Here is a 22528-nt window from a genome sequence, read left to right as displayed (position 1 = left end):
CCGGAATGCGTATGCAATTCTCAAACCCTACTTCGCGGCCGGGCGCTTCGCCGCCTGGGTGTTGAGATACACCGCGTAGAGGCTCGTCGTGCCGCAGATGTAGAGGCGGTTGCGCTTGCGGGCGCCGAATTCGACGTTAGCCACCACTTCCGGAATCTTGATCTTGCCGATCAGCGTGCCATCCGGCGCGTAGCAGTTCACGCCGTCGCCGCACGAACTCCAGATATTGCCGCTGATGTCGACGCGGAAACCGTCGAACAGGCCGATATCGGAGGTCGCGAAATGACGGCCGGCGCCGACCGACTTGCCGTCGGCCGCGACCGGATAGGCGCGGATGTCGGGCGAACAGTCCGCCTTGTGGGTCAGGCCGGTATCGGCGACGTAGAGGATCGATTCGTCCGGCGAGAAGGCGAGGCCATTCGGCCGCACCATGTCGGTGACGACGGCGGTGACGTCGCCGGACGCCGGATCGATCCGGTAGACGTTGCAGGCGCCGATCTCGGATTCCGCCTTGTCGCCCTCGTATTCGCCGTCGATGCCGTAGGTCGGGTCGGTGAACCAGACCGAGCCGTCCGACTTCACGACGACGTCGTTCGGGGCGTTCAGCTTCTTGCCCTGGTAGCTGTCGGCCAGGATCTTGCGCGAGCCGTCATGCTCGATGCGGGTGACGGCGCGGCCGCGATGCTCGCAGCAGACGAGCCGCCCCTCGAGGTCGACGGTGTGGCCGTTGTGGTTGTTGCAAGGCGTGGCGAAAACCGAGACGGAGCCGTCGGTCTCGTCATAGCGCATCAGGCGATCGTTCGGGATGTCCGACCAGATCAGATACTTGCCGGCGGCGAAATAGGCCGGGCCCTCCGCCCAGCGGCATCCCTCAGCCAGTTTCTCGACATGGACGTTCCCCATCGCCAGTCGCTTGAAGCGGTCGTCATAGACCACGAAATCCTTGGTAAGCATGTCCCCTCCACTTTCTTCGATATTTGGCGTCGAAAGATGCCGAAGCATAGGCCAAGCAACCTTTGCCGCAAGGCCCCGCATGCGGGAGCGGGTTGCATATCCGTGCATAGACAGACTGTTCACCAGCCACCGCCTTTCCAAAAAAGCTCAGGCAGCCGACATATGCCGCAGTGCAAATCAAGGAAGGCGCTATCATGACCAAGGTTCTCGTTCTCTATTATTCGGCGTACGGCCATATCGAGAAGATGGCGGAAGCCGTCGCGGAAGGCGCTCGCTCGACCGGCGCCAAGGTCGATATCAAGCGCGTGCCGGAACTCGTTCCCGAGGAAGTCGCCAAGGCCTCCTACTACAAGATGGACCAGGCCGCGCCGATCGCGACCCCGGCCGATCTCGAGAACTACGACGCCATCATCGTCGGCGCCGGCACCCGCTACGGCACCGTCGCCTCGCAGATGCGCAATTTCTGGGACCAGACCGGCGGCCTGTGGGCTCAGGGCAAGCTCGTCGGCAAGGTCGGCTCGATGTTCACCTCGTCGGCGACCCAGCATGGCGGCCAGGAGTCGACCATCCTCGGCTTCATCCCGACCTTCCTGCATCACGGCCTGGCCTATGTCGGCCTGCCCTACGCCTTCCAGGGCCAGATGGGCGTCGAAGCGGTCAAGGGCGGCTCGCCCTACGGCGCCTCGACCATCACCGATGGCGACGGCAGCCGTCAGCCTTCGGAAGTCGAGCTGGAAGCCGCCAAGTTCCAGGGCGCGCATGTCGCGACCATCGCCGCCAAGGTTGCGGCCAAGGTCCTGCAGCCGGCCTAAGCCTGCACCAAAGCCGCCGCGCCCGCCTTCCTGCGTGGCGCGCTTGGAAACGCCCCGGCATCCGCCGGGGCGTTTTCGCATCCGGCGTCCGATTTCGGCCAAGCAGCTTGAACCACCCGGGCTATCCCGCTAGCTCATGGGCATGACTTCCATGGACTTCGACCGTGACTTCGAACCCGCCTATGGCCACGCCATCGCCATCGGCAGCCATGTGCGCCGCATGACCGTGCCGAATGGCGGACCGTTCACCTTCCATGGCACCAACAGCTACATCGTCGGCCATGGCGACGTCGCCGTGATCGATCCGGGACCGGACGATCCCGAGCATATCGAGGCGATCCTGCGCGCCACGACGGGCGAGCGGATCCGCCACATCATCATTACCCACACGCATCGCGACCATTCGCCGGGCGCCGCCCTCCTCAAGGCGCGCACCGGCGCGACGCTGCTCGGCGAGGGACCGCACCGGCTGGCGCGGCCGCTCGCCACCGGTGAGACGCACATGCTGGATGCGAGCGGCGACATGGAGTTCGTGCCCGACCGGAAGCTCGCCGATGGCGACCGAATCGACGGTGACGGCTGGTCGCTGACGGCGATCGCCACGCCGGGCCATGCCGCCAACCACCTCGCCTTCGCGCTCGAGGGCACGCCGCTGCTCTTTTCCGGCGACCATGTGATGAAATGGGCAACCACCATCGTCGCCCCGCCCGACGGCGCGATGGCCGACTACATGGCATCACTCGACCGCCTGGCCGAGCGCCCCGAGACGATCTACCTGCCCGGCCATGGCGGCCCGGTCGAGGACGCCCCCGCCTTCGTGCGCGGCCTGAAGGCGCATCGGCGCATGCGCGAGGCGGCGATCGTCGACCGCATCGGGCGCGGCGACCGGACCATCTCCGACGTCGTCGCCGCCATCTATCGCGACACGCCCCTCGCCCTTCATGGCGCGGCCGCGCTTTCCGTCTTCGCCCATGTGGAAGACCTGGTGGCGCGCGGCAAGCTACGCGCGCCCGAAGGCATCACGCTCCACGGCGTCTTCGAGCCGGCCTGACGCGCCGCCTCAGCGGGCGCGCGGCGATACCGGCGGCAGCGGCGGCAGTTCCGTCTCGTCGCCTTCCGCCGGTTCGGCGACACCCTGCAACGCCGCGTCGAGATCCTCGAAAAAGGAACGGATGCGACGCGCATTGTCGCCGAGGTCATGCGAGCCGATCCGCGACGCGGAGCGCATGTCGACCAGCGAGCCATCGTCATCGGCCAGGATGCGGATCGCGACGTCGGCCGGCAGGGCCAGCACCAGCGTCTTGGCGACGGCATCGACGGAAGCGTCGGCGTTTTCCGCGTCCGGCGCATTGGCCGTGCCGACCTTCCAGCCGCGCGAGCCGACCAGCGTCATGACGGCGTCGAAGACGCGCGGCGGCGATACCGGATAGTGGCGCGGCAGGATGTCGGGATAGGCCTTCGCCTGCTCGGCGTTGTCGGCCGCATCCGGCAGGGGATGGGCCATCTCGACGGTCGGACCGAAGGCGGGCGGATCGCTCGTATCGGTCGAGATATCGGCAAGCCGCGGCAGGCGGATCATCTCCTCGATCACCAGGCCTGGCATGACCAGAACCAGCGCCGCCAGCAGCGACCCCGCCAGCGCCCGCCCGAAGCCGAGCACGCCGTCGATCCAGATCTGTCGCATGGCGATCGCGCCCAGCACCAGCGCGATCAGCGCGATCGCCCATGCTATCGCCACCACGACGAAGAACGGCGTCGTGTCGATCTGCTCGTAGCGGTGCATCACCACGGCGACGATGAGGAGTGGGATCGGCAGGAGCGCGAGACGGAGCGACCACGGCGCCGTCCTCGCCTCACGCTCGAACGGACGCGCGGTCATGTTGTCCCTCCACGGCCACGCTGTTTCGGAGAACCAGGATGGCCAGTCTAGCGCAGCCGACCGGCATTCCCACCTTTAATCTCCTGTAACAATCCTTGTCCTCAGCCGTGATTCTTTAACCAGTTCATAAACCACGAATCCGCCATAATGGAATTTCATACGCGCAGCCCTCGGATGCCAGCCGGCGCAAGATCGGCAGAGCAACCGATGGAAACGTACAAGAGTTCGAGACTGTCATGACCATTGTGAAGCACCCCCCCTTCCGATCCAAGGCGCAACGCGACCAGGAGCAGGACCTGCAGGCCAAGTATGGCGAGCTCGGCAACCCCGAGATCGTCGCCGCGATCCTGCAGAAGAAGAAGCTCGAGCAGCAGAAGCAGCCGCAGATGCAGGCCGCGCTGCCCCCGAGCGATCGGGACTGACGCAGAAGCGTCAATCCGCGATCCGGCTCCCCCGGGCCGGATGATCGGGTCCGCGAACCCCTGTCGCCGCCAGCTTGCCCGCGTCGCGGCCTGGCGGAACGGTGGCGTGGGCCGTCGGCAGGCATTGGCTGCCGCGTCCGGATGACGCGGTCGGCTCCGCCGCGCCGACAGGCTCGCCTTAGGCGAAGGCCTGCCAGAGCAGCGACGCCGCGATCGAGAACATCACCACGCCGATCAAGATGTCGAGCGCCTGCCAGGCGACCGGACGGGCGAACAGCGGCGCGAGCAACCGAGCGCCGTAACCGAGCGCATAGAACCACGCGCCGGACGCCGTCATCGCGCCGAGCGCGAAGGCAAGCCGCGCCTCGCCCGCATGCCGGGCCGAGAGCGATCCGAGCAGCACCACCGTATCGAGATAGACATGCGGGTTGAGAAAGGTGAGCGCGGCGACGGTCGCGAGCGCCGGACCGAGCCGCGTTTCCGCCGCCCCCGTCGCCGAAAGCCCTGCCGTATGGAAGGCTCGGCGGATCGCCATCGCGCCATAGGCGAACAGGAAAGCCGCACCGGCGAGCGTCACCACGAACAGAACGCGGGGCATCGCCTGCACCAGCGAACCGAGGCCGCCGACGCCGGCGGCGATCAGCAGCGCGTCGGCCAGGAAACAGAAGGTGGCGATCGGAAAGACATGGCGCCGTACCAGTCCCTGCCGAAGCACGAAGGCGTTCTGCGCGCCGATGGCGACGATCAGGCTGGCGCCGAGGAGAAACCCCTCGATCGCGGGCCGCAGCAATTCAGTCATGGAAATATCCGGAAAATCAGCAGGAGATGGACATCGGCGAGAGCATTAGGCGACGATCGCGCCGCCGTCACCCTCGTTTGCCGGATGGAATGTCGCGCGCGACGCTGCTCAGAGCAGCTTCAGCTGGTCCTTGTCGTCGGGCGGCTCCGGCTTGCGCGAACGCGGCGGCTTCGGCGGCGCCTCCGCCACCGGCTCGACGCGCGCCTGGATGGCCGGCTCGTCATTGCGGAAACTGTTGACCGCCGCGCCGATCGGAATCGCCTCGAACGTTCCGTCCGGCGGCGGCAGCAGGACCTGCCCGGCTTTGGCGCCGCGATCGACGTCGAGGCCCAGCCAGAGATCATATTGCGCGTGCGGGACCACGACCGGCATGCGTTCGTGGATCGGCGCCAGTTCGCGATTGGCCGCCGTGGTCAGGATCGTCGCCGTGTCGATGACATTGCCCTTGTCGTCCGCCCACTCGTCCCAAAGCCCGGCGAAGGCGATGACGCCCCCGCTGGCCGGCTGCAGGTAGAAGGGCTGCTTCCTGCCATTCGCGCCCTTCTGCCATTCATAGAAGCCGGTCGCCGGGATCAGGCAGCGGCGATGGCGGTAGGGCCCGCGGAAGGCCGGCTTTTCGGCGGCCGATTCCGAGCGCGCATTGAACAGGAGCGGCATGGCCGCGAGGTCCTTGGTCCAGGACGGGATCAGCCCCCAGCGCACCAGCGCCGGCCGCCGCTCGCCGCGCTCGGCCCGCACGATCAGGATGGGCTGCGTCGGCGCTATGTTGTAGCGCGGCGGAAACCACTCGATGCGGATCATCGAGAATTCGGCCTCGACGTCCTCGGGCTGCACCGCCAGCGCATAGCGTCCACACATGCATTTTGCTCCAACTCGGGCCGCCGCGCCATTTTGGTAAAGACTTCGTAAGGAAGCGCCGGTAACGATCGCCATCCTATCACCATCTCGCCGCGTATTTGCGATGCCGCCTGTCGGCACCGCATCCTGGGAGACGTCGCATGCAGTTCGGGCCGGCCTTGCCGGAAAGCAATTTCCTGAATCACGCCGAGGACCTGGCGCTGCTTCTTGAGACATTGCCGCACCGGCTCGACCTCGTCGACAGCGCTCTGGCCTGGCGGCCGGAGCACCGTCGGCAGGCGCTCGCCAGCGCCGCCGGCCACCGCGACCGCGTCCGGCTCGACCGGCTGGCCAGCGAGATCGATCGCCAGGCCTCCTCGGCGCAGGACGCCGTGCGCGAAGCCGTGCGTGCCGGCAAGCTCGACCTGCTCTGGCCGATCGCCGCACTGGCCAGGTCCGAGATCCGGCCCGTGATCGCCAAGGCCCGCGATGCCATCGCCCGTTCCGCCCCACCGGAAGAGACCCGAACCGAACGCGTCGCCCCGGACGAACCCCATGTCCCCCTCGCCCGCTCCGCCTGAACCGGCGCCGAAGGCCCCCGTGCTCGGCGTCAGCGTCGCCGTCTGGCGCGACGGCAAGGTTCTGCTGATCCAGCGTGGTCACGATCCGTGGCGGGGCGCCTGGTCCCTCCCCGGTGGCCGGGTCGAGCGCGGCGAGACGCTGGCCGCAGCAGCCGCACGCGAGTTGATGGAGGAAACCGGCCTCGCCATCGGATCGCCGCGACTGGTCGACGCGCTCGACGCGATCGACCGCGCCGAGGACGGCACGGTTCGCGGCCATTTCGTCATCATCACCTTCACTGCCAAGGCCGAGGGCCTCCCGGTCGCCGCATCCGACGCGGCCGCCTGCGCCTGGTTCACCCTCGCCGAGATCGACGGCCTCGTCACGACGCCGGGGCTGAAGACGGTCGTTTCCCGCTCCGCCCCGGTCACCCGGTCGTAAAGTTCGGCCGCGACGCCGCTTCACCTTGCGGGCCGACGCGCGGCCCATCATGATCCCGCCGACCTCGGGTTCGAGCAGACAGGACGGGCGTGATCAGGCCAGGGCATCAATTCGGACGATCGACCGCGATCGCGCTGGCGCTGCTGCTCGGCCTCGCCGGTTCGCCGGCCTTCGCCGCCGACGGCAACGCCGGCTCCAGCCCGGTCGCGGGCGCGGGGGCCGCGACAGGCACCGGCGCCGGGGCAGCGGACCCACCCTATGAGCAGCAATTGCAGCGGCTGGCCGAAATCCTCGGCGCCCTACACTACCTGCGGCCGCTCTGCGGCGCCGAGGAACCGAGCGTCTGGCGCGACCAGATGGACCAGATCCTGGCCGCCGAGGACCCGACGCCGGAGCGGCGGGCCCGCATCGTATCGCAGTTCAACCTCGGCTTCTCCAGCTTCGCGACGGTCTACCGGACCTGCACGCCGGCGGCGCTGACCGCGATCGAACGATACCTTCTCGAGGGCAAGAAGCTGACCCGCGACATCACGGCGCGCTATGGCCGCTGATTGCACGTGTTAACCAGTTGCATCGAATTGTTATCTAGATCTTAACCTCCCCTTCAGGATCTCGGCCCGCCGGCCGCCGCGCGTGCTACCTTGAGGATGAGGGCGATTCGATTTCTGCCCATTCATGTTGCGGAAAGCAGGCGACCCCATGGAACACGATTCCGACGAGATCCAGATTGCCGAACAGAAGCGAGCGGCCCTCGCCTACCTGACGGAAGCCTGGGACGAGGCGATTGCCGAGGGAATCGAGCCGGATATCCTCGCCCACGCGGCGCTGTTCGCCGCTCTTTCCGACCTGATCGACACCTATGGCGAGGATGCCGTCGCGGATCTCGCCGTGTCGCTGCCGGACCGCATCCGTCGCGGCGAATTCACGCTGCAGCGGACGATCCAGTAGCCGGCACGGTCGACATCGCCGATCCATTCAGAGCCTCGCGGCGGAAGCGCCGGCGAGGCTTTTGCTTATCCGGCCGTACCGAATTTCAGACGTCGGCGCTTGGCCGTCTCCAGCCGGTCGGATATCACTGACGGGCGAAGGTAGGAGAGACGCATGCTTGGGCGCTGGACGGTTACGGGAATTGCGATCGCGATGTTGATGGCCGGGACGACTGCGTCCCACGCGGTCGTCGCCGGCGAGACCAAATCGGTGCCGACGCTCTCCATCACGATTCCGCCGGATCCGGAGGATGACGGCGCCGAGGAGCCAGCCGACACCAAACCGGCCGCGCCTGCCGCCAAGGTCGCGCCGGACGAGCCGCTGCCGGTCGTCGAATATGACGCCTCCAAGCTGCCGGAGCCGGTCCGGCGGCTGCGCGAAAAGCTGCTCGAAGCCGCCAAGACCGGCGACATCAACCAGCTGAAGCCGATCATCGACGCCAACAAGTCGCCGCCCAATCTCGGCGCCGACGAAGACCAGGACAAGGATCCGATCGCCTTCCTGAAGTCGCTTTCCGGCGATCCGGAGGGGCGCGAGATCCTGGCGATCATGAGCGAAATCCTCGACGCCGGCTATGTGCATGTCGATGTCGGCACGCCGCAGGAAGCCTATATCTGGCCCTATTTCGCCCGCTACCCGATCGATGCGCTGACGGCGCCGCAGATGGTCGAGCTGTTCCGTATCCTCACCTCCTCCGACTATGAGGAGATGAAGAGCTTCGGCGCCTACATGTTCTATCGCCTCGGCATCGCCCCGGACGGAACCTGGACCTATTTCGAAGCCGGCGACTGACGCGCCTGCCCAAGGCCGGTTGACGAGGCCATCAAGTTCATGGTTTGTTCTCCACGGACAAGGAGAACCCCATGGCCGATATGCAGTTCCATCGTGGCCGACTGATCGACCACATTCAGCTGGTCGTCGCCGATTACGAGGCGAGCCGCCGCTTTTACGAGGCGGTTCTCGGCGTCCTCAACATTCCGATTCTCGCCGGCGAGGGCTATTTCTTCGCGGACGAGTTCTGCGTCAGCAGCGGCACGCCGCCGACGGGCCGCGCCCACATCGCCTTCCAGGCACCGGACCGGGCGACGGTCGATGCCTTCCACGCTGCGGGCCTCGCCGCCGGCGGACGCGACAACGGCGCGCCGGGACCGCGCACCTATCATCCGGGCTACTACGCGGCGTTCCTGCTCGATCCGGCCGGCAACAATATCGAGGCGGTCTATCACGGCCCGGCCCGTCGTTCGGCGGAAGCGGTCGTCATCGAGGCGGCCTGAACGACCGCCTCGTGAGCGCCTCCCGAAGCTCAGCCGCGCGGCAGCGCTTCGAGGAACTGGATCGGCTCGCCGATCGAGGGCTCGGTGATCTCGCCTTCCCACATGACGCGACGGCCGCGCACGACGGTGCCGACCGGCCAGCCGATGACGCGCTTGCCGTCATAGGGCGTCCAGGCGGCGCGCGACGCGATCCACTTGTTGGTGATCGTCTCGCGCCGCTTCATGTCGACGATGGTCAAGTCGGCGTCGTAGCCGACGGCGATCCGGCCCTTGCGCGCCATGCCGAACAGCCGCGACGGACCGGCCGAGGTCAGGTCGGCCAGCCGCTCCAGCGTCAGCCGGCCGGCATTGACGTGGTCCAGCATGATCGGCACCAGCGTCTGCACGCCGGTCATGCCGGAGGGCGACGCCGGATAGGGCTTGGCCTTTTCTTCGAGCGTATGCGGGGCGTGATCGGAGCCGAGCACGTCGATGATGCCCTGCGAGATACCCTTCCAGATGCCGGCGCGGTGACGCGCGTCGCGGACCGGTGGGTTCATCTGCACCAGCGTGCCGAGCCGCGCGTAGTCCTCGGACGACAGCGTCAGGTGATGCGGCGTCGCCTCGGCGGTCGCGACATCCTTGTGCAGCGCCAGGTAGTCGATTTCTTCTGCCGTCGAGATGTGCAGCACATGGATGCGCGCGCCCGTGCGGCGGGCGATCGCCACGAGCCGCTCGGTCGCCTGCATGGCGGCGATCTCGTCGCGCCAGACCGGATGCGAAGAAGGGTCGCCCTCGACGCGGAGCGGCTTGCGCGCCTCGAGCCGCATCTCGTCCTCGGAATGGAAGGCGGCGCGGCGGCGGGTCTTGGAGAGGATCGCGGCGATTCCCTCGTCGTCGGCCACGAGAAGATTGCCGGTCGAGGAGCCGATGAACACCTTGATGCCGGCGGCGCCCGGCAGGCGCTCGAGCTCGGGAATCTCGTCGACATTCTCGCGCGTGCCGCCGACCCAGAAGGCGAAATCACAATGCATGCGATGACGCGCCCGCGCCACCTTGTCAGCCAGCGCCTCGGCGGTGGTCGTCGTCGGATTGGTGTTCGGCATCTCGAAGACACCGGTCACGCCGCCGAGCACGGCGCCGCGCGATCCGGTTTCGAGATCTTCCTTGTGCTCGGCGCCCGGCTCGCGGAAATGCACCTGGGTATCGACGACACCCGGCAATATATGCAGACCGGTGCAGTCGATCACCTTGCCGGCTCGGCGCGGATCGACATCACCGATCGCGGCGATTCGTCCGTCGCGCACGGCGATGTCGTGCGTGCCGATGCCGTCCTGATTGACGACCGTTCCGTTCCGAAAGAGAAACTCGTAGGTATCCGACATGGCCGCCCTCCCCAGTGCATACCTGATCCGCCGAAGCTCGATGACGGATTGCTGGCATCGGATTACGGAAGGCGGACGGACTTCACAAGCGCGTCCAATGCATGGGAACCATGTCTATGCGTAATGGGTCATATGCCCGCCTTACCGACCGCGGCACCGTCTTCATCGGCGGAGCCGAGGCCGAAACGTTCCTGCAGAATATCATCACGACCGACATGGGTCGCGTGGTTTCGAGCGGCGCCGGATATGGCGCGCTGCTATCGCCGCAGGGCAAGATCCTGTTTGATTTCCTCGTTCTCGCGACCGAAGGCGGCTTCCTGTTCGACCTGCCGCGCGCGCTTGCGGCCGACTTCACGAAGCGCATGACGCTCTACCGCCTGCGCGCCAAGGTCGAGATCGCCAATCGCAGCGAGGCCGATGCCGTCATCGCCTTCTGGGACGGCGACGCCGCGCCTGCCATCGCCGGCGTCGTCACCGCCGATCCGCGCCTCGCCGCCCTCGGCTTCCGCGCCATCGTCCCGGCCGACGCATCGCTCGACGTTGCCGGCTACGAGGCGGCGACCGAGGCGGACTATCACGCCTGGCGGACCGGGCTCACCATACCCGAAGGCGGCCGCGACTTCCCGTTCGGCGACGCCTTCCCGCATGACGTCGACATGGACGACCTCGGCGGGCTCGACTTCCGCAAGGGCTGCTATGTCGGCCAGGAGATCGTCTCGCGGATGGAACATCGCGGCACGGCCCGCCGCCGCGCCGTCGCCGTCTCCGGCGCCAGCGCCCTGCCCCCGGCCGGAACGCCGATCGAGGCGGACGGCAAGCCGCTCGGCGCGCTGGGCGGCTCGTTCGATGGCGAGAGCGGCGCGGCCGGGATCGGGCTGATCCGGCTCGATCGCGCCAAGCGCGCGCTCGACCAGGGGATGCCCATCACCGCCGACGGCATACCGCTCGCGATCGCCCTGCCCTCCTTCGCCCGCTTCGGCTGGCCGCAGGATGGCGGAGACGACGCATGAGCGGGAAGGCCGCACAACCGCGCGTCTGGCAGCGCATGCTTTCCGGCCGGCGTCTCGACCTCGCCGACCCCTCGCCCTTCGACATCGAGATCAGCGACATCGCGCATGGGCTCGCCCGTGTCGCGCGCTGGAACGGCCAGACCAGCGGCGCGCATGCCTTTTCCGTCGCCCAGCATTCCGTGCTGGTCGAGCAGATCGCCGGCATCGCCAATCCGGCGCTCCCTGCATCGGGACGGATGGCGGCGTTGCTGCACGACGCGCCGGAATATGTCGTCGGCGACATGATCTCGCCGTTCAAGGCGCTGGTCGGCGGTGAATACAAGGTGGTGGAGGCGCGACTGCAGGCGGCTATCCACCTTCGATTCGGGCTGCCGGCGGACCGCCCGGCCGCGCTCTCCGACGCGATCAAGGCTGCAGACCGGATCGCCGCTTATTTCGAGGCGACCGAGCTTGCCGGGTTTACCGCTACCGAGGCGGCGAAATTCTTCGGCCGGCCGCGCGGCGTGCGTCGCGAACAGGTCGCGATCGAACCCTGGCCGACCGCAGAGGCCGAACGCCGTTTCCTCGATCGTTTCGAAGCCCTCGCCGCGATGACGGCCGGCGTAGCCGTTTCGGCGTGACCCGGCAGCGCCGAATCACTACATAGCGTCCATGCGGCCGGGCAGGCACCGGCGCTCCGACCCGGATTTTCAGCCCAGATCGGGCCACCTGCCGCCTTCCGCCGACGAAGCGCACACCGAGAAGGTGCAAGGAGAACAACGATGTCCCGCATTCATGTCTGCTCGCTGTCCCGGATCGGCGCCACCGTCGCCCAGACCGGCGCCAGCCATCTCGTGACGCTGATCAATGCCGGCACGCCGGTCGAGCGTCCCGCCGCGATTCCCGAGAACCGCCACCTCTTCCTCGCCTTCAACGACATCCTGGAGCCGATGGAAGGCATGACGCCGCCGGCCGAGGAACATGTCACCGCCCTGCTCGATTTCGTCGAGGGCTGGAAGCCCGAGAAGCCGATCGTCATCCACTGCTTCGCCGGCATCAGCCGCTCGACGGCGGCGGCCTTCATCACCGTCTGCGCGCTGCGCCCGGAGCGCGAGGAGGCGGAAATCGCCGCGCTGATCCGCGCCGGCTCGCCCTCCGCCACGCCGAATCTCCGCCTCGTGCGCTTCGCCGACGAGATTCTCGGCCGCCGCGGCCGCATGGTCAGCGCGATCGAGCAGATCGGCCGCGGCCGCGATGCCTTCGAGGGCCATCCCTTCTCGCTCGATCTCGATCTGGCGCGCTGACCCTACCCTGCGGGACGGGACGGCGCAGCGCCGAGTCCACTAGCCCCGATCCCGGGCCGCCCGCCACGGCCAACGCGCCGATCGACGCATGGCGCCTGCCGCACGGTTATTTCAATATTTTCGTGTTGCAGCGCACTAAGAGCTTGATCTAGCTAGAGCTAGCGTCGATTGGCGTGGTTGCCGCGGGAGCGTGCGCAGATGACGAGATGGGTCTACACCTTTGGAGGCGGAAGCGCCGAAGGTGACGGCACGCTGAAGGAGATCCTCGGCGCCAAGGGGGCCGGCCTCGCCGAGATGAGCGCGATCGGCCTGCCCGTGCCGCCCGGCTTCACCATTTCGACCGAAATCTGCCGGCACTACCTCGCGACCGACGGCGCCTTCCCGCGCGAACTGGAACGCCAGGTTGCAAAGGCGCTCGACGGCATCGGCAAGGTCGCCGGCCACCGCTTCGGCGACACCGAACATCCGCTGCTGGTTTCCGTGCGCTCCGGCGCCGCCATCTCGATGCCCGGCATGATGGACACCGTCCTCAACCTGGGTCTCAACGACGAGACCGTCGAAGGGCTGGCCCAGATCTCCGGCGACCGCCGCTTCGCCTTCGACAGTTATCGCCGCTTTATCCAGATGTATGGCGACGTCGTGCTCGGGCTCGATCACAGCGTGTTCGAGGAGAAGCTCGAGGACTACAAGCTGGAACGCGGCTACACGGTCGACGCCGATCTTGACGCCGGCGACTGGCAGGCGGTCTGCGACGTCTTCAAGGCGCTCGTCGCCGACGAACTGGAGGTCCCCTTCCCGCAGGCGCCGCAGGAGCAGCTCTGGGGCGCGATCTCGGCCGTCATCCGCTCGTGGAACAACCCGCGCGCCAAGGCCTATCGCCGCATCAACAATTTGCCGGAGGGCGGCGGCACCGCCGTCACCGTGCAGGCCATGGTATTCGGCAATCTCGGCGAGACATCGGCGACCGGCGTCGCCTTCACCCGCCATCCCTCGACCGGCGACAGGATCCTCTGGGGCGAGTTTCTGCCGAACGCGCAGGGCGAGGACGTCGTCTCCGGCATGCGCACGCCGCAGGACCTGACCGAAATCGCGCGCCGCGAGACCGGCTCCGAGTTGCCGTCGATGGAAACGGCGATGCCGGAGGTGTTCGCCGAGTTCCGCGCCGTCTGCGCCGCGCTCGAACAGCATCATCGCGACGTGCTCGATCTCGAATTCACCATCGAGCGCGGCCGGCTCTGGATGCTGCAGGCGCGGCCCGCCAAGCGGACGATCCACGCCGCGCTGAAGACCGCCGTCGACATGGCGCATGAGGGGCTGATCACCCGCGCCGAGGCGGTCGCCCGCATCGAGCCGCGCGCGCTCGAACAATTGCTGCATCCGACCATCGACCCGGAATCGAGCGGCGACATTTTTGCACGCGGTTTGCCCGCCTCGCCGGGGGCGGCGAGCGGCACGGTCGTCTTCACCTCCGAGGAAGCCGAGATCGCCCGCACGCAAGGCCGCAAGGTTATCCTGGTGCGGGTCGAGACCAGCCCCGAGGACGTGCACGGCATGCACGCCGCGCGCGGCATCCTGACGACCCGCGGCGGCATGACCAGCCATGCGGCGGTGGTGGCGCGCGGCATGGGCAAGCCCTGCGTCTCCGGCGCCGGTACCATCCGCGTCGATTTCCACGCCGGCACGATGTCGGCCGGCGGCCGCACCATCCATCGTGGCGACACGATCACCATCGACGGCGGCACCGGCCAGGTCCTGCTCGGCGCCGTGCCGCTGCGCGAGCCGGAGCTTTCGGGCGCCTTCGCCGAACTGATGGAATGGGCCGACAGCTTCCGCCGGCTGAAGATCCGCACCAATGTCGACACGCCGGCCGATGCACGCGCCGCGCGCGGCTTCGGCGCCGAGGGCATCGGCCTCTGCCGCACCGAACACATGTTCTTCGACGCGCGCCGCATCGTCGCCGTGCGCGAGATGATCCTGGCCGAGACCCCGGCCGCCCGCGCCGAGGCGTTGGCCAAGCTGCTGCCGATGCAGCGCAGCGATTTCGCCTCGCTGTTCGAGATCATGTCCGGCCTGCCCGTGACGATCCGCCTGCTCGATCCGCCCCTGCACGAGTTCCTGCCCAAGGGCGAGGCCGAAATCGCCGAGCTGGCGGCGATCATGGGGATTTCGCCGGCCAAGATCCGCGCCGGCACGCAAGCGCTTTCCGAAGCCAACCCGATGCTTGGCCATCGCGGCGTGCGGCTCGCCATCTCCTTCCCGGAGATCGTCGAGATGCAGGCGCGCGCCATCCTGGAGGCGGCGCTCGACGTCGCCGACGAGACCGGAATCCCGGTCGACCTCGAGATCATGGTGCCGCTGATCGCCAGCAAGGCGGAGCTGGACCTCGTCAACAGCCACATCCGTGCGGCGGAAGCGCTCGTCCGCCAGATCCACGGCCGTGCGCCGAGATACCAGCTCGGCACGATGATCGAGCTGCCGCGCGCGGCGCTCGCCGCCGGCGAGTTGGCCCGCAGCGCGACCTTCTTCTCGTTCGGCACCAACGACCTGACCCAGACGACGTTCGGAATTTCGCGTGACGACGCCGCGACTTACCTGAACACCTACCTCGCCAAGGGCATCCTGCCGCACGATCCCTTCGCCTCGATCGACCGCGACGGCGTCGGCGAACTGATCCGGATCGCCTGCGATCGCGGCCGCGCGACCCGGCCCGAACTGAAGCTCGGCGTCTGCGGCGAGCATGGCGGCGACCCCGCCTCGATCCATTTTTTCGCCGAAATTAACCTTGACTACGTCTCCTGTTCGCCGTTCCGGGTGCCCGTCGCCCGCCTGGCAGCCGCTCAGGCCGCCTTACGAAACAGAGATACCGCCAATTTCGACTTCCCTCCCCTGCCGTCGCCCGCCGAGCTTCCAGACCGTTAACCTCGCTTTTAGGTTAATGCCGCAGATTCCAGCCACGTGACCAGCAAACAACACTGGTCGGTTTCGTTCCGTGCGCGTGGAGTTGCGTACCTCATGGCTGGATCCAAGCGGCGTCCGACGTCAGGAATGTCCCCCCGCGCCCAGTCGGGCAATCTTCCGCAATTCGTCCTTCGGCGTCGCCGCGCGCGGCCATCGCTCGGCCGGATCGCGCTGCTTTCGGGTATTCTCGCCAGCGGCATCGTCGCGCTGTCGTCGACCACCGTCGCGCTGCAGGACGTCGCCAGCCAATACGGCAAGGACCTTTCCGTCTCGCAGCGCTGGCTGGCTCGGCTGATGCCGCGGCCTTCGGGTGAGGCGTATCAGCCGGGCGGCTCCTCGATGCCGAACGCCCGCCTCGTCGCCGGCGACGCGATCAGCGACGGCGTCCTGATCGAACCCGTGCTCGACGTCGTCAAAAAGGGCGTCGTCTCGGCGCCGGAATTCACGCCGCCCTCGGTCAACCGCCAGGGCAAGCACGACATCACCGTCGCCCAGCGCAAGCCCGAGCCGATCAAGACGGCGGCCGCGCGCTTCAAGGCCGGCGTACTGCAGACGGCCAATCTCGGCAGCCTGTTCAGCTCCGCCAACGCCGTACCGAAAATGGCGTTCCTGACCGCGCAGGACATCGCCGCGGCCGACCAGCCGCTGCGATACGCTTCCAGCGACACCGCCAAGGCAGACACGTCCAAGGCCGGCATCGACGGCAAGAAGGGCGAAGAGGTCGCGAAGCCGGTGGTGGCTCTCGCCTCCATCGCGCCGCTGCCGCGCCGCAACGAGCTTTTGGCGCGCAGCAAGGACGCCTCGAACGCCGGCGCCGCCAAGTCGCCGAGCGATCTCGTCGTTTCGGCCTATGCCAATCCCGACCAGGACAAGGCGCTCAACGCGCCGTTCACGGCGCTCCTGAACCGGCCGATGGCGATCGGCAAGGACGGCAAGCCCGACCATTGGTGGGTGACGAACAAGATCCCCGCCAGCGCCCGCTCCGCCTCGGAGCAGAAGTGCCTGGCGACCGCGATCTATTTCGAGGCGCGCGGCGAATCGGTGAAGGGCGAACTGGCGGTCGCGCAGGTCGTCATCAACCGTCTGAAGAACCCCGCCTATCCGAAGACGATCTGCGGCGTCGTCTACCAGAACAAGGACATGCGCAACGCCTGCCAGTTCTCGTTCGCCTGCGACGGCATCCCCGACCGCATCACCGACGCCACATCCTGGGCGCGGGCGCAGACGCTCGCCAAGCGCGTGCTGTTCGAGGAGAACTGGTGGAACGCCGACGTCGGCTCGTCGACGCACTACCACGCCAACTACGTGAAGCCGCGCTGGGCGCGGACGATGAAGAAGATGCAGAAGGTCGGCCACCACATCTTCTACAAGACCTATGGCGGCGGCTGGATCTGAGGCGGCATCGTTTGAAACTCGGATCGGCTTGACGGCGTCGGCGCTTCCATCCCCTCGCCGTCATCCCGGCGAAAGCCGGGATCCACCGATCTGACGGGCTCAGCCCTTCCACTCGGGACGCCGACCAGGCGCGATGGCGTGCATCGCAAGGCGACGGGCCGTAACACCGCGGAAACCGAAAAGGATGGATCCCGGCTTTCGCCGGGATGACGGGGAGTGTGGCCAGGCGGCGAGCCGCATTCCTGAAACGCCGAACCGAAGCCTTCCCTACCCGACCTCGACCACCAGCCGGCCGCGGACCTTGCCATCGACGATCTGGCGTGCGGCGTCGATCACGTCTTCGAACGCAATCCGCTTCGTCATCGCCGCCAGCTTCCTGCGGTCGAGATCGCGGTCGAGGCGGTCCCAGGCCGCGATGCGGACGGGTTTCGGCACATAGACAGAATCGATGCCGTAGAGCGTGACGCCGCGCAGGATGAACGGCGCCACGGTGGTGGGAAGCTCCAGACCACCCGCGAGCCCGCAGGCGGCGACGGCGCCATCATAGCGGATCATCGACAAGATATTGGCGAGCGTCTGGCCGCCGACGACATCGATGGCGCCGATCCAGCGCTCGCGCGCCAGCGGCTTGCCGGCGCCGTTGAGATCGGAGCGCGGGATGATCTCGCTGGCGCCGAGCCCCTTCAGATAGTCCGCCTCTTCCGGGCGCCCCGTCGAGGCGACGACGTGATAGCCGAGCCCGGCCAGCAGGGCGACAGCGACCGAGCCGACGCCGCCGGCCGCTCCGGTCACCAGCACTGGTCCCGCCGGCGGATGAATGCCGTGACGCTCCAGCGCCATCACCGCCCGCATCGCCGTGTAGCCGGCCGTGCCGATCGCCATCGCCTCGTCCGGCGAGAATCCGGAGGGCAGCGCGATCAGCCAGTCGCTTTTCCAGCGCGCCCGCTCGGCCCAGGCGCCGAGATGCAGTTCGCCGACGCCCCAGCCGTTCAGGAGCACCCGATCGCCTGGCTTGAAGGACAGCGAGGCCGACTGCTCGACGATGCCGACGCCATCGACGCCCGGCACCATCGGAAAGCGGCGCACGACCGGCGCCCGTCCGGTGACGGCGAGGCCGTCCTTGTAGTTGACGGTCGAGCGCTCGATCCGGATGGTGACATCGCCCTCCATCAGGTCCGCGTCGGTCAGGCTGACGAAGCCGCATGACTGCTCGCCGCTCGCGTCCTTCTGGATCAGGACGGCCTTGAAGCCGGGCATCGGAGATCTCCTCCTGGTTTGACGATCGGCGGGATGCATCCGATCATAGGAAGCTGGAACCTCTTCGATAAGTCCGCAGCCCCGGCCATGGTTCAGAAAGGCGCGATTGGCGCCCCTTTCGACGCGCGTTCCGGGCGCTACCGCGCCGCGCTTCCTTGACCGGGCGGGCGCCGCCCGATTAGGGTGCGCCGCCTTCGCGTCGCATCACGCCACGCGTCCGAATTTCTCAAGGTTTGCCGGTGTTCGAAACACTTCCTCCCCACATGCGCCCCGACCGGTCCTTCCAGGGCCTGATCCTGACGCTGCAGCGCTTCTGGGCCGACTATGGCTGCGCGATCCTGCAGCCCTACGACATGGAAGTGGGCGCCGGTACCTCGCATCCCTCGACCATGCTGCGCTCGCTCGGTCCGAAGCCGTGGAAGGCCGCCTATGTGCAGCCCTCGCGCCGGCCGAAGGACGGCCGCTATGGCGAGAACCCGAACCGCCTGCAGCACTACTACCAGTTCCAGGTCATCCTGAAGCCGAACCCGCCGAACCTGCAGGAGCTCTATCTCGACTCGCTGCGCGCCATCGGCATCGACATGGCGCTGCATGACGTGCGCTTCGTCGAGGACGACTGGGAGAACCCGACGCTCGGCGCCTGGGGCCTCGGCTGGGAGTGCTGGTGCGACGGCATGGAAGTGTCGCAGTTCACCTATTTCCAGCAGGTCGCCGGCATCGAGTGCAATCCGGTCTCGGGCGAGCTCACCTACGGCCTCGAGCGCCTCGCCATGTATGTGCAGGGCGTCGACAACGTCTACGACCTGAACTTCAACGGCCGCGAGGGCGACGAGAAGGTCACCTATGGCGACGTCTTCAAGCAGGCCGAGCAGGAATATTCGCGGCACAATTTCGAGCATGCCGACACCGAGATCCTGTTCCGCCGCTTCCAGGACTGCGAGAAGGAATGCCAGGCGCTGCTCGCCGCCGGCGGCATGGTGCTTCCCGCCTATGACCAGTGCCTCAAGGCTGGCCACGCCTTCAACCTGCTCGACGCGCGCGGCGTGATCTCGGTCACCGAACGCCAGAGCTACATCCTGCGCGTGCGCGAACTGGCCAAGGCCTGCGGCGCCGCCTGGCTGGAAACCCCGGCCGGGGGGAAAGAATAAATGCCCGATCTCCTGCTTGAACTTTTCTCCGAGGAAATCCCCGCGCGCATGCAGCGCAAGGCGGCGGAAGACCTGAAGAAGCTCGTCACCGACGCCCTCGTAGAGGCCGGCCTGCATTATGAGGGCGCCAAGGCGTTCTCGACGCCGCGCCGCCTCGCGCTGACCGTCAACGGCATTCCGGCCCAGTCGGCCGCGACGCACGAGGATCGCAAGGGGCCGAAGGTCGGCGCCCCCGACGCCGCGATCCAGGGCTTTTTGCGCGGTGCGGGACTAACCTCGCTCGATCAGGCGCATATCCATTCGGATCCGAAGAAGGGCGATTTCTACGTCGCCCACATCCATAAGCCTGGCCAGGACACCAAGGACGTGATCGCCGCGGCGATCCCCGCCATCATCCGGTCGTTCCCCTGGCCGAAGTCCATGCATTGGGGCAGCGGCAAGCTGCAGTGGGTGCGCCCGCTGCAGTCGATCGTCTGCACTTTCGGCCCGGAAACCGAAGAGCCGGAAGTGATCGACTTCGACGTCGACGGCCTCCGCTCGGGCAAGATCACGCATGGCCACCGCTTCATCGCGCCGAGTGCGATCCCCGTGAAGCGCTTCGACGACTACATCGAGAAGCTCGAGCATGCATCGGTCGTGCTCGACGCCGATCGCCGCAAGGACATCATCCTGCACGATGCACGCGATCGCGTCTTCGCGCTCGGGCTGGAGCTGGTCGAGGACGAGGGCCTGCTCGAGGAAGTCGCCGGTCTGGTCGAATGGCCGGTCGTGCTCGTCGGAACCTTCGAGGAAGAGTTCCTCGGCATTCCGCCGGAGGTGATCCGCGCCACCATCCGCGCCAACCAGAAGTGCTTCGTCGTCCGCAAGCCCGGCACCTCCGAGCTCGCCAACCGCTTCGTACTGGTCTCGAACATCGAGGCGAAGGACGGCGGCGCGGCGATCACGGCCGGCAATGGCCGCGTCATCCGCGCCCGTCTGTCGGACGCCAAGTTCTTCTACGACACCGACCTGAAGACCCGGCTCGAGGACCGGCTGCCGAAGTTCGAGCAGATCGTCTTCCACGAAAAGCTCGGCACCCAGGCGGAGCGCATCCTGCGCCTGCAGAAGCTCGCAGCCGCGATCGCGCCGCTGGTCGGCGCCGATGTCGAGAAGGCCCGCCGCGCCGCGCTGCTCGCCAAGACCGACCTGGTCACCGAAGTCGTCGGCGAGTTCCCCGAGGTCCAGGGCCTGATGGGGCGCTATTACGCCGCCGCGCAGGGCGAGGATGCCTCGGTCGCGATCGCGATCGAGGACCACTACAAGCCGCAGGGCCCGGGCGACCGCGTGCCGACGGATCCGGTCGCGATCGCGGTGGCGCTCGCCGACAAGCTCGACACGCTGACCGGCTTCTGGGCGATCGACGAGAAGCCGACCGGCAGCAAGGACCCCTATGCGCTGCGCCGCGCCGCGCTCGGTGTCATCCGCATCGCGCTCTCGATCGACGCCAGGCTGTCGCTCAACGGGGCGATTGCAAAGGCGATCGACGGCTACAACGACCAGACCGAAGCCGACGCGCTCACTGCCTATGAGACGGCGCAGGACCGCGTCACGACCCAGGACGTCGATGGCGAGCAGGATCTCGACAATGCGCTCGAGAGCTATGGCCGCCGGCTGCGCCGCGATCTCGACGCCAAGACGCCGGAGATTGTCGCGGACCTGATCGCCTTCTTCGCCGATCGCCTGAAGGTTCAGTTACGCGACCAGGGCGCCCGGCACGACCTCGTCGACGCCGTGTTCGCGCTCGGCGGCCAGGACGACCTGCTGCTGATCGCCCGCCGCGTCGAGGCGCTCGGCCAGTTCCTCGACACCGAGGACGGCAAGAACCTGCTCGCCGGCTACCGCCGCGCCGCCAACATCCTGAAGGCCGAGGAGAAGAAGGGCGACAGCTTCGACGGCGCCGTCGATGCCGCGCACCTGAAGCTCTCGGAAGAGCGCGCTCTGCACGTCGCGATCGCGACGGCCCGCGCCGAGGCAGAAGCGGCCGTGGCGCGCGAGGACTACGAGGGCGCGATCGCCGCGCTCGGACGCCTGCGCGCGCCGGTCGATGCGTTCTTCGACAAGGTGCTGGTCAATGCCGAGGAGGCCGAGGTCCGCGCCAACCGCCTCCGCCTGCTCAACGCGCTCCGCAGCGCCACGCTCGCCGTGGCGGACTTCGCCAAGGTCAGCGGCTAGGACAACCGGACGGCCGGGGCATTCTGTCCCGGCCGCTTCCCCGCCTTTTTCCCGCTCCGGGCGCATCCGCACAAACCCGTGCAAGGGCTTCCACTGACAGAGCTTTTCCCGCTGCCGCATCCGTCGGCCGGGCCCGTTCGCCTGTTCTCACGCAGCGTAACGGCGTTGTGACGCCCGGAAGCATTGATCTGGGGCGCAAAAGGGCAGATGTCCCCTCTTGCCTTCGGCCGGGGTGACATCCCCGAAAAAACCATCCGATCAGAAAATCGACGCGCGGGCGGCCATGCCGTCTCCCGAGTTGCACGTCGTTGCCGATGGCATGGGCTCAAGGAGCACATATCATGGACCATCAAAGATCGATTTCGCTTGCTCTCGCCGCGTCGCTTCTGCTCGCGGCGGCGCCAGCATTCGCCGGTCAGCATCACACGGGCAGTACGTCGTTCGGCGGCATGGGGACCGCAGGCGGACCGTCGATGAGTAGGGGCTCGACCTCCGGGAGCAACCCGGTCACCCGCACCCTGTCCATCATCCAGTCGGGAACCACATCCTCCGGATGGACGAATCCAGCCACACTGGGCAGTTGGCCCGGCGGCTGGAACTGGCCGGGAAAAGGCGCCAGCGGCTCACCGACGCCGACGCCCACCCCCACGCCAACGCCAACGCAGTTGGAGCGGGTACTGCTCGGCCTGGGGAGCGGCGCGGGCGGCGGCAGCAGCAGCAGCAGCATGCCGGACTATGATTGCACCACCTATGGCTACTCCAACGCCCCGCAATACTGCGCGCTGCCGCCGACCTACGGGCTGGAGTGACAGGCTGCGAGCGGGCTAGACGCTCCGTGTTCGCGACCGGGGTCACCGCCTGTGACCCCGGTCATATTGCGATTTTGGCGAAAGGACGATGGTGCCCCTGCCGTCGGCCGGGGCATTCCCGGCGCAG

23 protein-coding genes are annotated in these 22528 nt (G+C 67.5%); 17 read left to right on the top strand and 6 right to left on the bottom strand.

The genetic code is table 11. The annotated features are described in order from the left end of the window. Positions 1-27 precede the first annotated feature (27 nt). Positions 28-954 (bottom strand): SMP-30/gluconolactonase/LRE family protein, encoded by a 927-nt coding sequence (locus tag OSH07_RS17100; protein ID WP_266339886.1) that lies wholly within the window; start codon positions 952-954, stop codon positions 28-30. Between the two features lie 194 nt (positions 955-1148). On the opposite strand from OSH07_RS17100, the gene wrbA reads away from it, so the two are divergent. Both wrbA and OSH07_RS17090 read left to right on the top strand, forming a co-directional pair. Beyond that, entirely contained in the window at positions 1149-1766 is a 618-nt protein-coding gene (wrbA, locus tag OSH07_RS17095; RefSeq protein ID WP_266339885.1) for an NAD(P)H:quinone oxidoreductase type IV, read from the top strand. Between the two features lie 142 nt (positions 1767-1908). Further along, the gene (locus OSH07_RS17090) at positions 1909-2817 is read left to right on the top strand and encodes an MBL fold metallo-hydrolase (protein WP_266339884.1); all 909 of its coding nucleotides are present in this window, start codon (positions 1909-1911) and stop codon (positions 2815-2817) included. A 9-nt stretch (positions 2818-2826) separates the two neighbouring features. Here OSH07_RS17090 and OSH07_RS17085 read toward each other — a convergent pair whose 3' ends face one another. After that, positions 2827-3645: a DUF1499 domain-containing protein gene (locus OSH07_RS17085; protein ID WP_266339883.1), complete on the bottom strand. Its 819-nt coding sequence runs from the start codon at positions 3643-3645 to the stop codon at positions 2827-2829. A gap of 236 nt (positions 3646-3881) precedes the next feature. Here OSH07_RS17085 and OSH07_RS17080 point away from each other — a divergent pair, with 236 nt between their 5' ends. Continuing rightward, positions 3882-4067, top strand: coding sequence for a hypothetical protein (locus tag OSH07_RS17080; RefSeq protein WP_266339882.1), 186 nt, complete (start codon positions 3882-3884; stop codon positions 4065-4067). A 178-nt stretch (positions 4068-4245) separates the two neighbouring features. On the opposite strand, the gene OSH07_RS17075 is transcribed toward OSH07_RS17080, so the two are convergent. Together OSH07_RS17075 and OSH07_RS17070 are read right to left on the bottom strand one after the other, a co-directional pair. Beyond that, complete coding sequence (locus OSH07_RS17075) at positions 4246-4857, bottom strand: LysE/ArgO family amino acid transporter (RefSeq protein WP_266339958.1); 612 nt, start codon at positions 4855-4857, stop codon at positions 4246-4248. 117 nt (positions 4858-4974) lie between these two features. Then, a complete protein-coding gene (locus OSH07_RS17070; protein ID WP_266339881.1) occupies positions 4975-5724 on the bottom strand; it encodes an SOS response-associated peptidase in 750 nt (249 codons plus the stop codon). A gap of 140 nt (positions 5725-5864) precedes the next feature. On the opposite strand from OSH07_RS17070, the gene OSH07_RS17065 reads away from it, so the two are divergent. From OSH07_RS17065 to OSH07_RS17040, 6 genes are all read left to right on the top strand, one after another. Continuing rightward, the gene (locus OSH07_RS17065) at positions 5865-6284 is read left to right on the top strand and encodes a hypothetical protein (protein WP_266339880.1); all 420 of its coding nucleotides are present in this window, start codon (positions 5865-5867) and stop codon (positions 6282-6284) included. Beyond that, a complete protein-coding gene (locus OSH07_RS17060) occupies positions 6259-6705 on the top strand; it encodes an NUDIX hydrolase (protein ID WP_266339879.1) in 447 nt (148 codons plus the stop codon). Before OSH07_RS17065 ends, OSH07_RS17060 begins: the two co-directional genes overlap by 26 nt. Before the next feature lie 89 nt (positions 6706-6794). After that, positions 6795-7256, top strand: a complete 462-nt coding sequence (locus OSH07_RS17055) for a TIGR02301 family protein (protein WP_266339878.1) — start codon at positions 6795-6797, stop codon at positions 7254-7256. Positions 7257-7404: 148 nt separating this feature from the next. Continuing rightward, a complete protein-coding gene (locus OSH07_RS17050; RefSeq protein ID WP_266339877.1) occupies positions 7405-7653 on the top strand; it encodes a hypothetical protein in 249 nt (82 codons plus the stop codon). Positions 7654-7806: 153 nt separating this feature from the next. Further along, on the top strand, positions 7807-8484 hold the full coding sequence (locus OSH07_RS17045) for a hypothetical protein (protein ID WP_266339876.1): 678 nt from the start codon (positions 7807-7809) through the stop codon (positions 8482-8484). 71 nt (positions 8485-8555) lie between these two features. Further along, positions 8556-8966 (top strand): VOC family protein, encoded by a 411-nt coding sequence (locus OSH07_RS17040; RefSeq protein ID WP_266339875.1) that lies wholly within the window; start codon positions 8556-8558, stop codon positions 8964-8966. Positions 8967-8995: 29 nt separating this feature from the next. On the opposite strand, the gene OSH07_RS17035 is transcribed toward OSH07_RS17040, so the two are convergent. Then, the gene (locus OSH07_RS17035; RefSeq protein ID WP_266339874.1) at positions 8996-10330 is read right to left on the bottom strand and encodes a dihydroorotase; all 1335 of its coding nucleotides are present in this window, start codon (positions 10328-10330) and stop codon (positions 8996-8998) included. A 116-nt stretch (positions 10331-10446) separates the two neighbouring features. Between OSH07_RS17035 and ygfZ the strand changes: the two genes are divergently transcribed. The 5 genes from ygfZ (at position 10447) to OSH07_RS24465 (ending at position 16976) form a co-directional block, all read left to right on the top strand. After that, complete coding sequence (gene ygfZ / locus OSH07_RS17030; protein ID WP_266339873.1) at positions 10447-11340, top strand: CAF17-like 4Fe-4S cluster assembly/insertion protein YgfZ; 894 nt, start codon at positions 10447-10449, stop codon at positions 11338-11340. Continuing rightward, positions 11337-11960 (top strand): HD family hydrolase, encoded by a 624-nt coding sequence (locus tag OSH07_RS17025; RefSeq protein WP_266339872.1) that lies wholly within the window; start codon positions 11337-11339, stop codon positions 11958-11960. Before ygfZ ends, OSH07_RS17025 begins: the two co-directional genes overlap by 4 nt. Before the next feature lie 141 nt (positions 11961-12101). Continuing rightward, positions 12102-12623 (top strand): tyrosine phosphatase family protein, encoded by a 522-nt coding sequence (locus tag OSH07_RS17020; protein ID WP_266339871.1) that lies wholly within the window; start codon positions 12102-12104, stop codon positions 12621-12623. 198 nt (positions 12624-12821) lie between these two features. Further along, the gene (ppdK, locus tag OSH07_RS17015) at positions 12822-15542 is read left to right on the top strand and encodes a pyruvate, phosphate dikinase (protein ID WP_266339870.1); all 2721 of its coding nucleotides are present in this window, start codon (positions 12822-12824) and stop codon (positions 15540-15542) included. A 126-nt stretch (positions 15543-15668) separates the two neighbouring features. Beyond that, complete coding sequence (locus tag OSH07_RS24465; RefSeq protein WP_338149890.1) at positions 15669-16976, top strand: cell wall hydrolase; 1308 nt, start codon at positions 15669-15671, stop codon at positions 16974-16976. 267 nt (positions 16977-17243) lie between these two features. Here OSH07_RS24465 and acuI read toward each other — a convergent pair whose 3' ends face one another. After that, a complete protein-coding gene (acuI, locus tag OSH07_RS17005) occupies positions 17244-18233 on the bottom strand; it encodes an acrylyl-CoA reductase (NADPH) (protein ID WP_266339869.1) in 990 nt (329 codons plus the stop codon). Between the two features lie 263 nt (positions 18234-18496). Between acuI and OSH07_RS17000 the strand changes: the two genes are divergently transcribed. From OSH07_RS17000 to OSH07_RS16990, 3 genes are all read left to right on the top strand, one after another. Continuing rightward, positions 18497-19381, top strand: a complete 885-nt coding sequence (locus OSH07_RS17000) for a glycine--tRNA ligase subunit alpha (RefSeq protein ID WP_266339957.1) — start codon at positions 18497-18499, stop codon at positions 19379-19381. Continuing rightward, positions 19382-21592 (top strand): glycine--tRNA ligase subunit beta, encoded by a 2211-nt coding sequence (gene glyS / locus OSH07_RS16995; RefSeq protein ID WP_266339868.1) that lies wholly within the window; start codon positions 19382-19384, stop codon positions 21590-21592. Between the two features lie 341 nt (positions 21593-21933). Next, complete coding sequence (locus OSH07_RS16990; protein ID WP_266339867.1) at positions 21934-22401, top strand: hypothetical protein; 468 nt, start codon at positions 21934-21936, stop codon at positions 22399-22401. The last annotated feature ends 127 nt before the right edge of the window (positions 22402-22528 follow it).

The sequence above is a fragment of the Kaistia nematophila genome (genome assembly GCF_026343855.1).
In the GTDB taxonomy this organism is placed as follows: Bacteria; Pseudomonadota; Alphaproteobacteria; order Rhizobiales; family Kaistiaceae; genus Kaistia; species Kaistia nematophila.
This window is presented reverse-complemented; position numbering and strand designations above follow the sequence as displayed.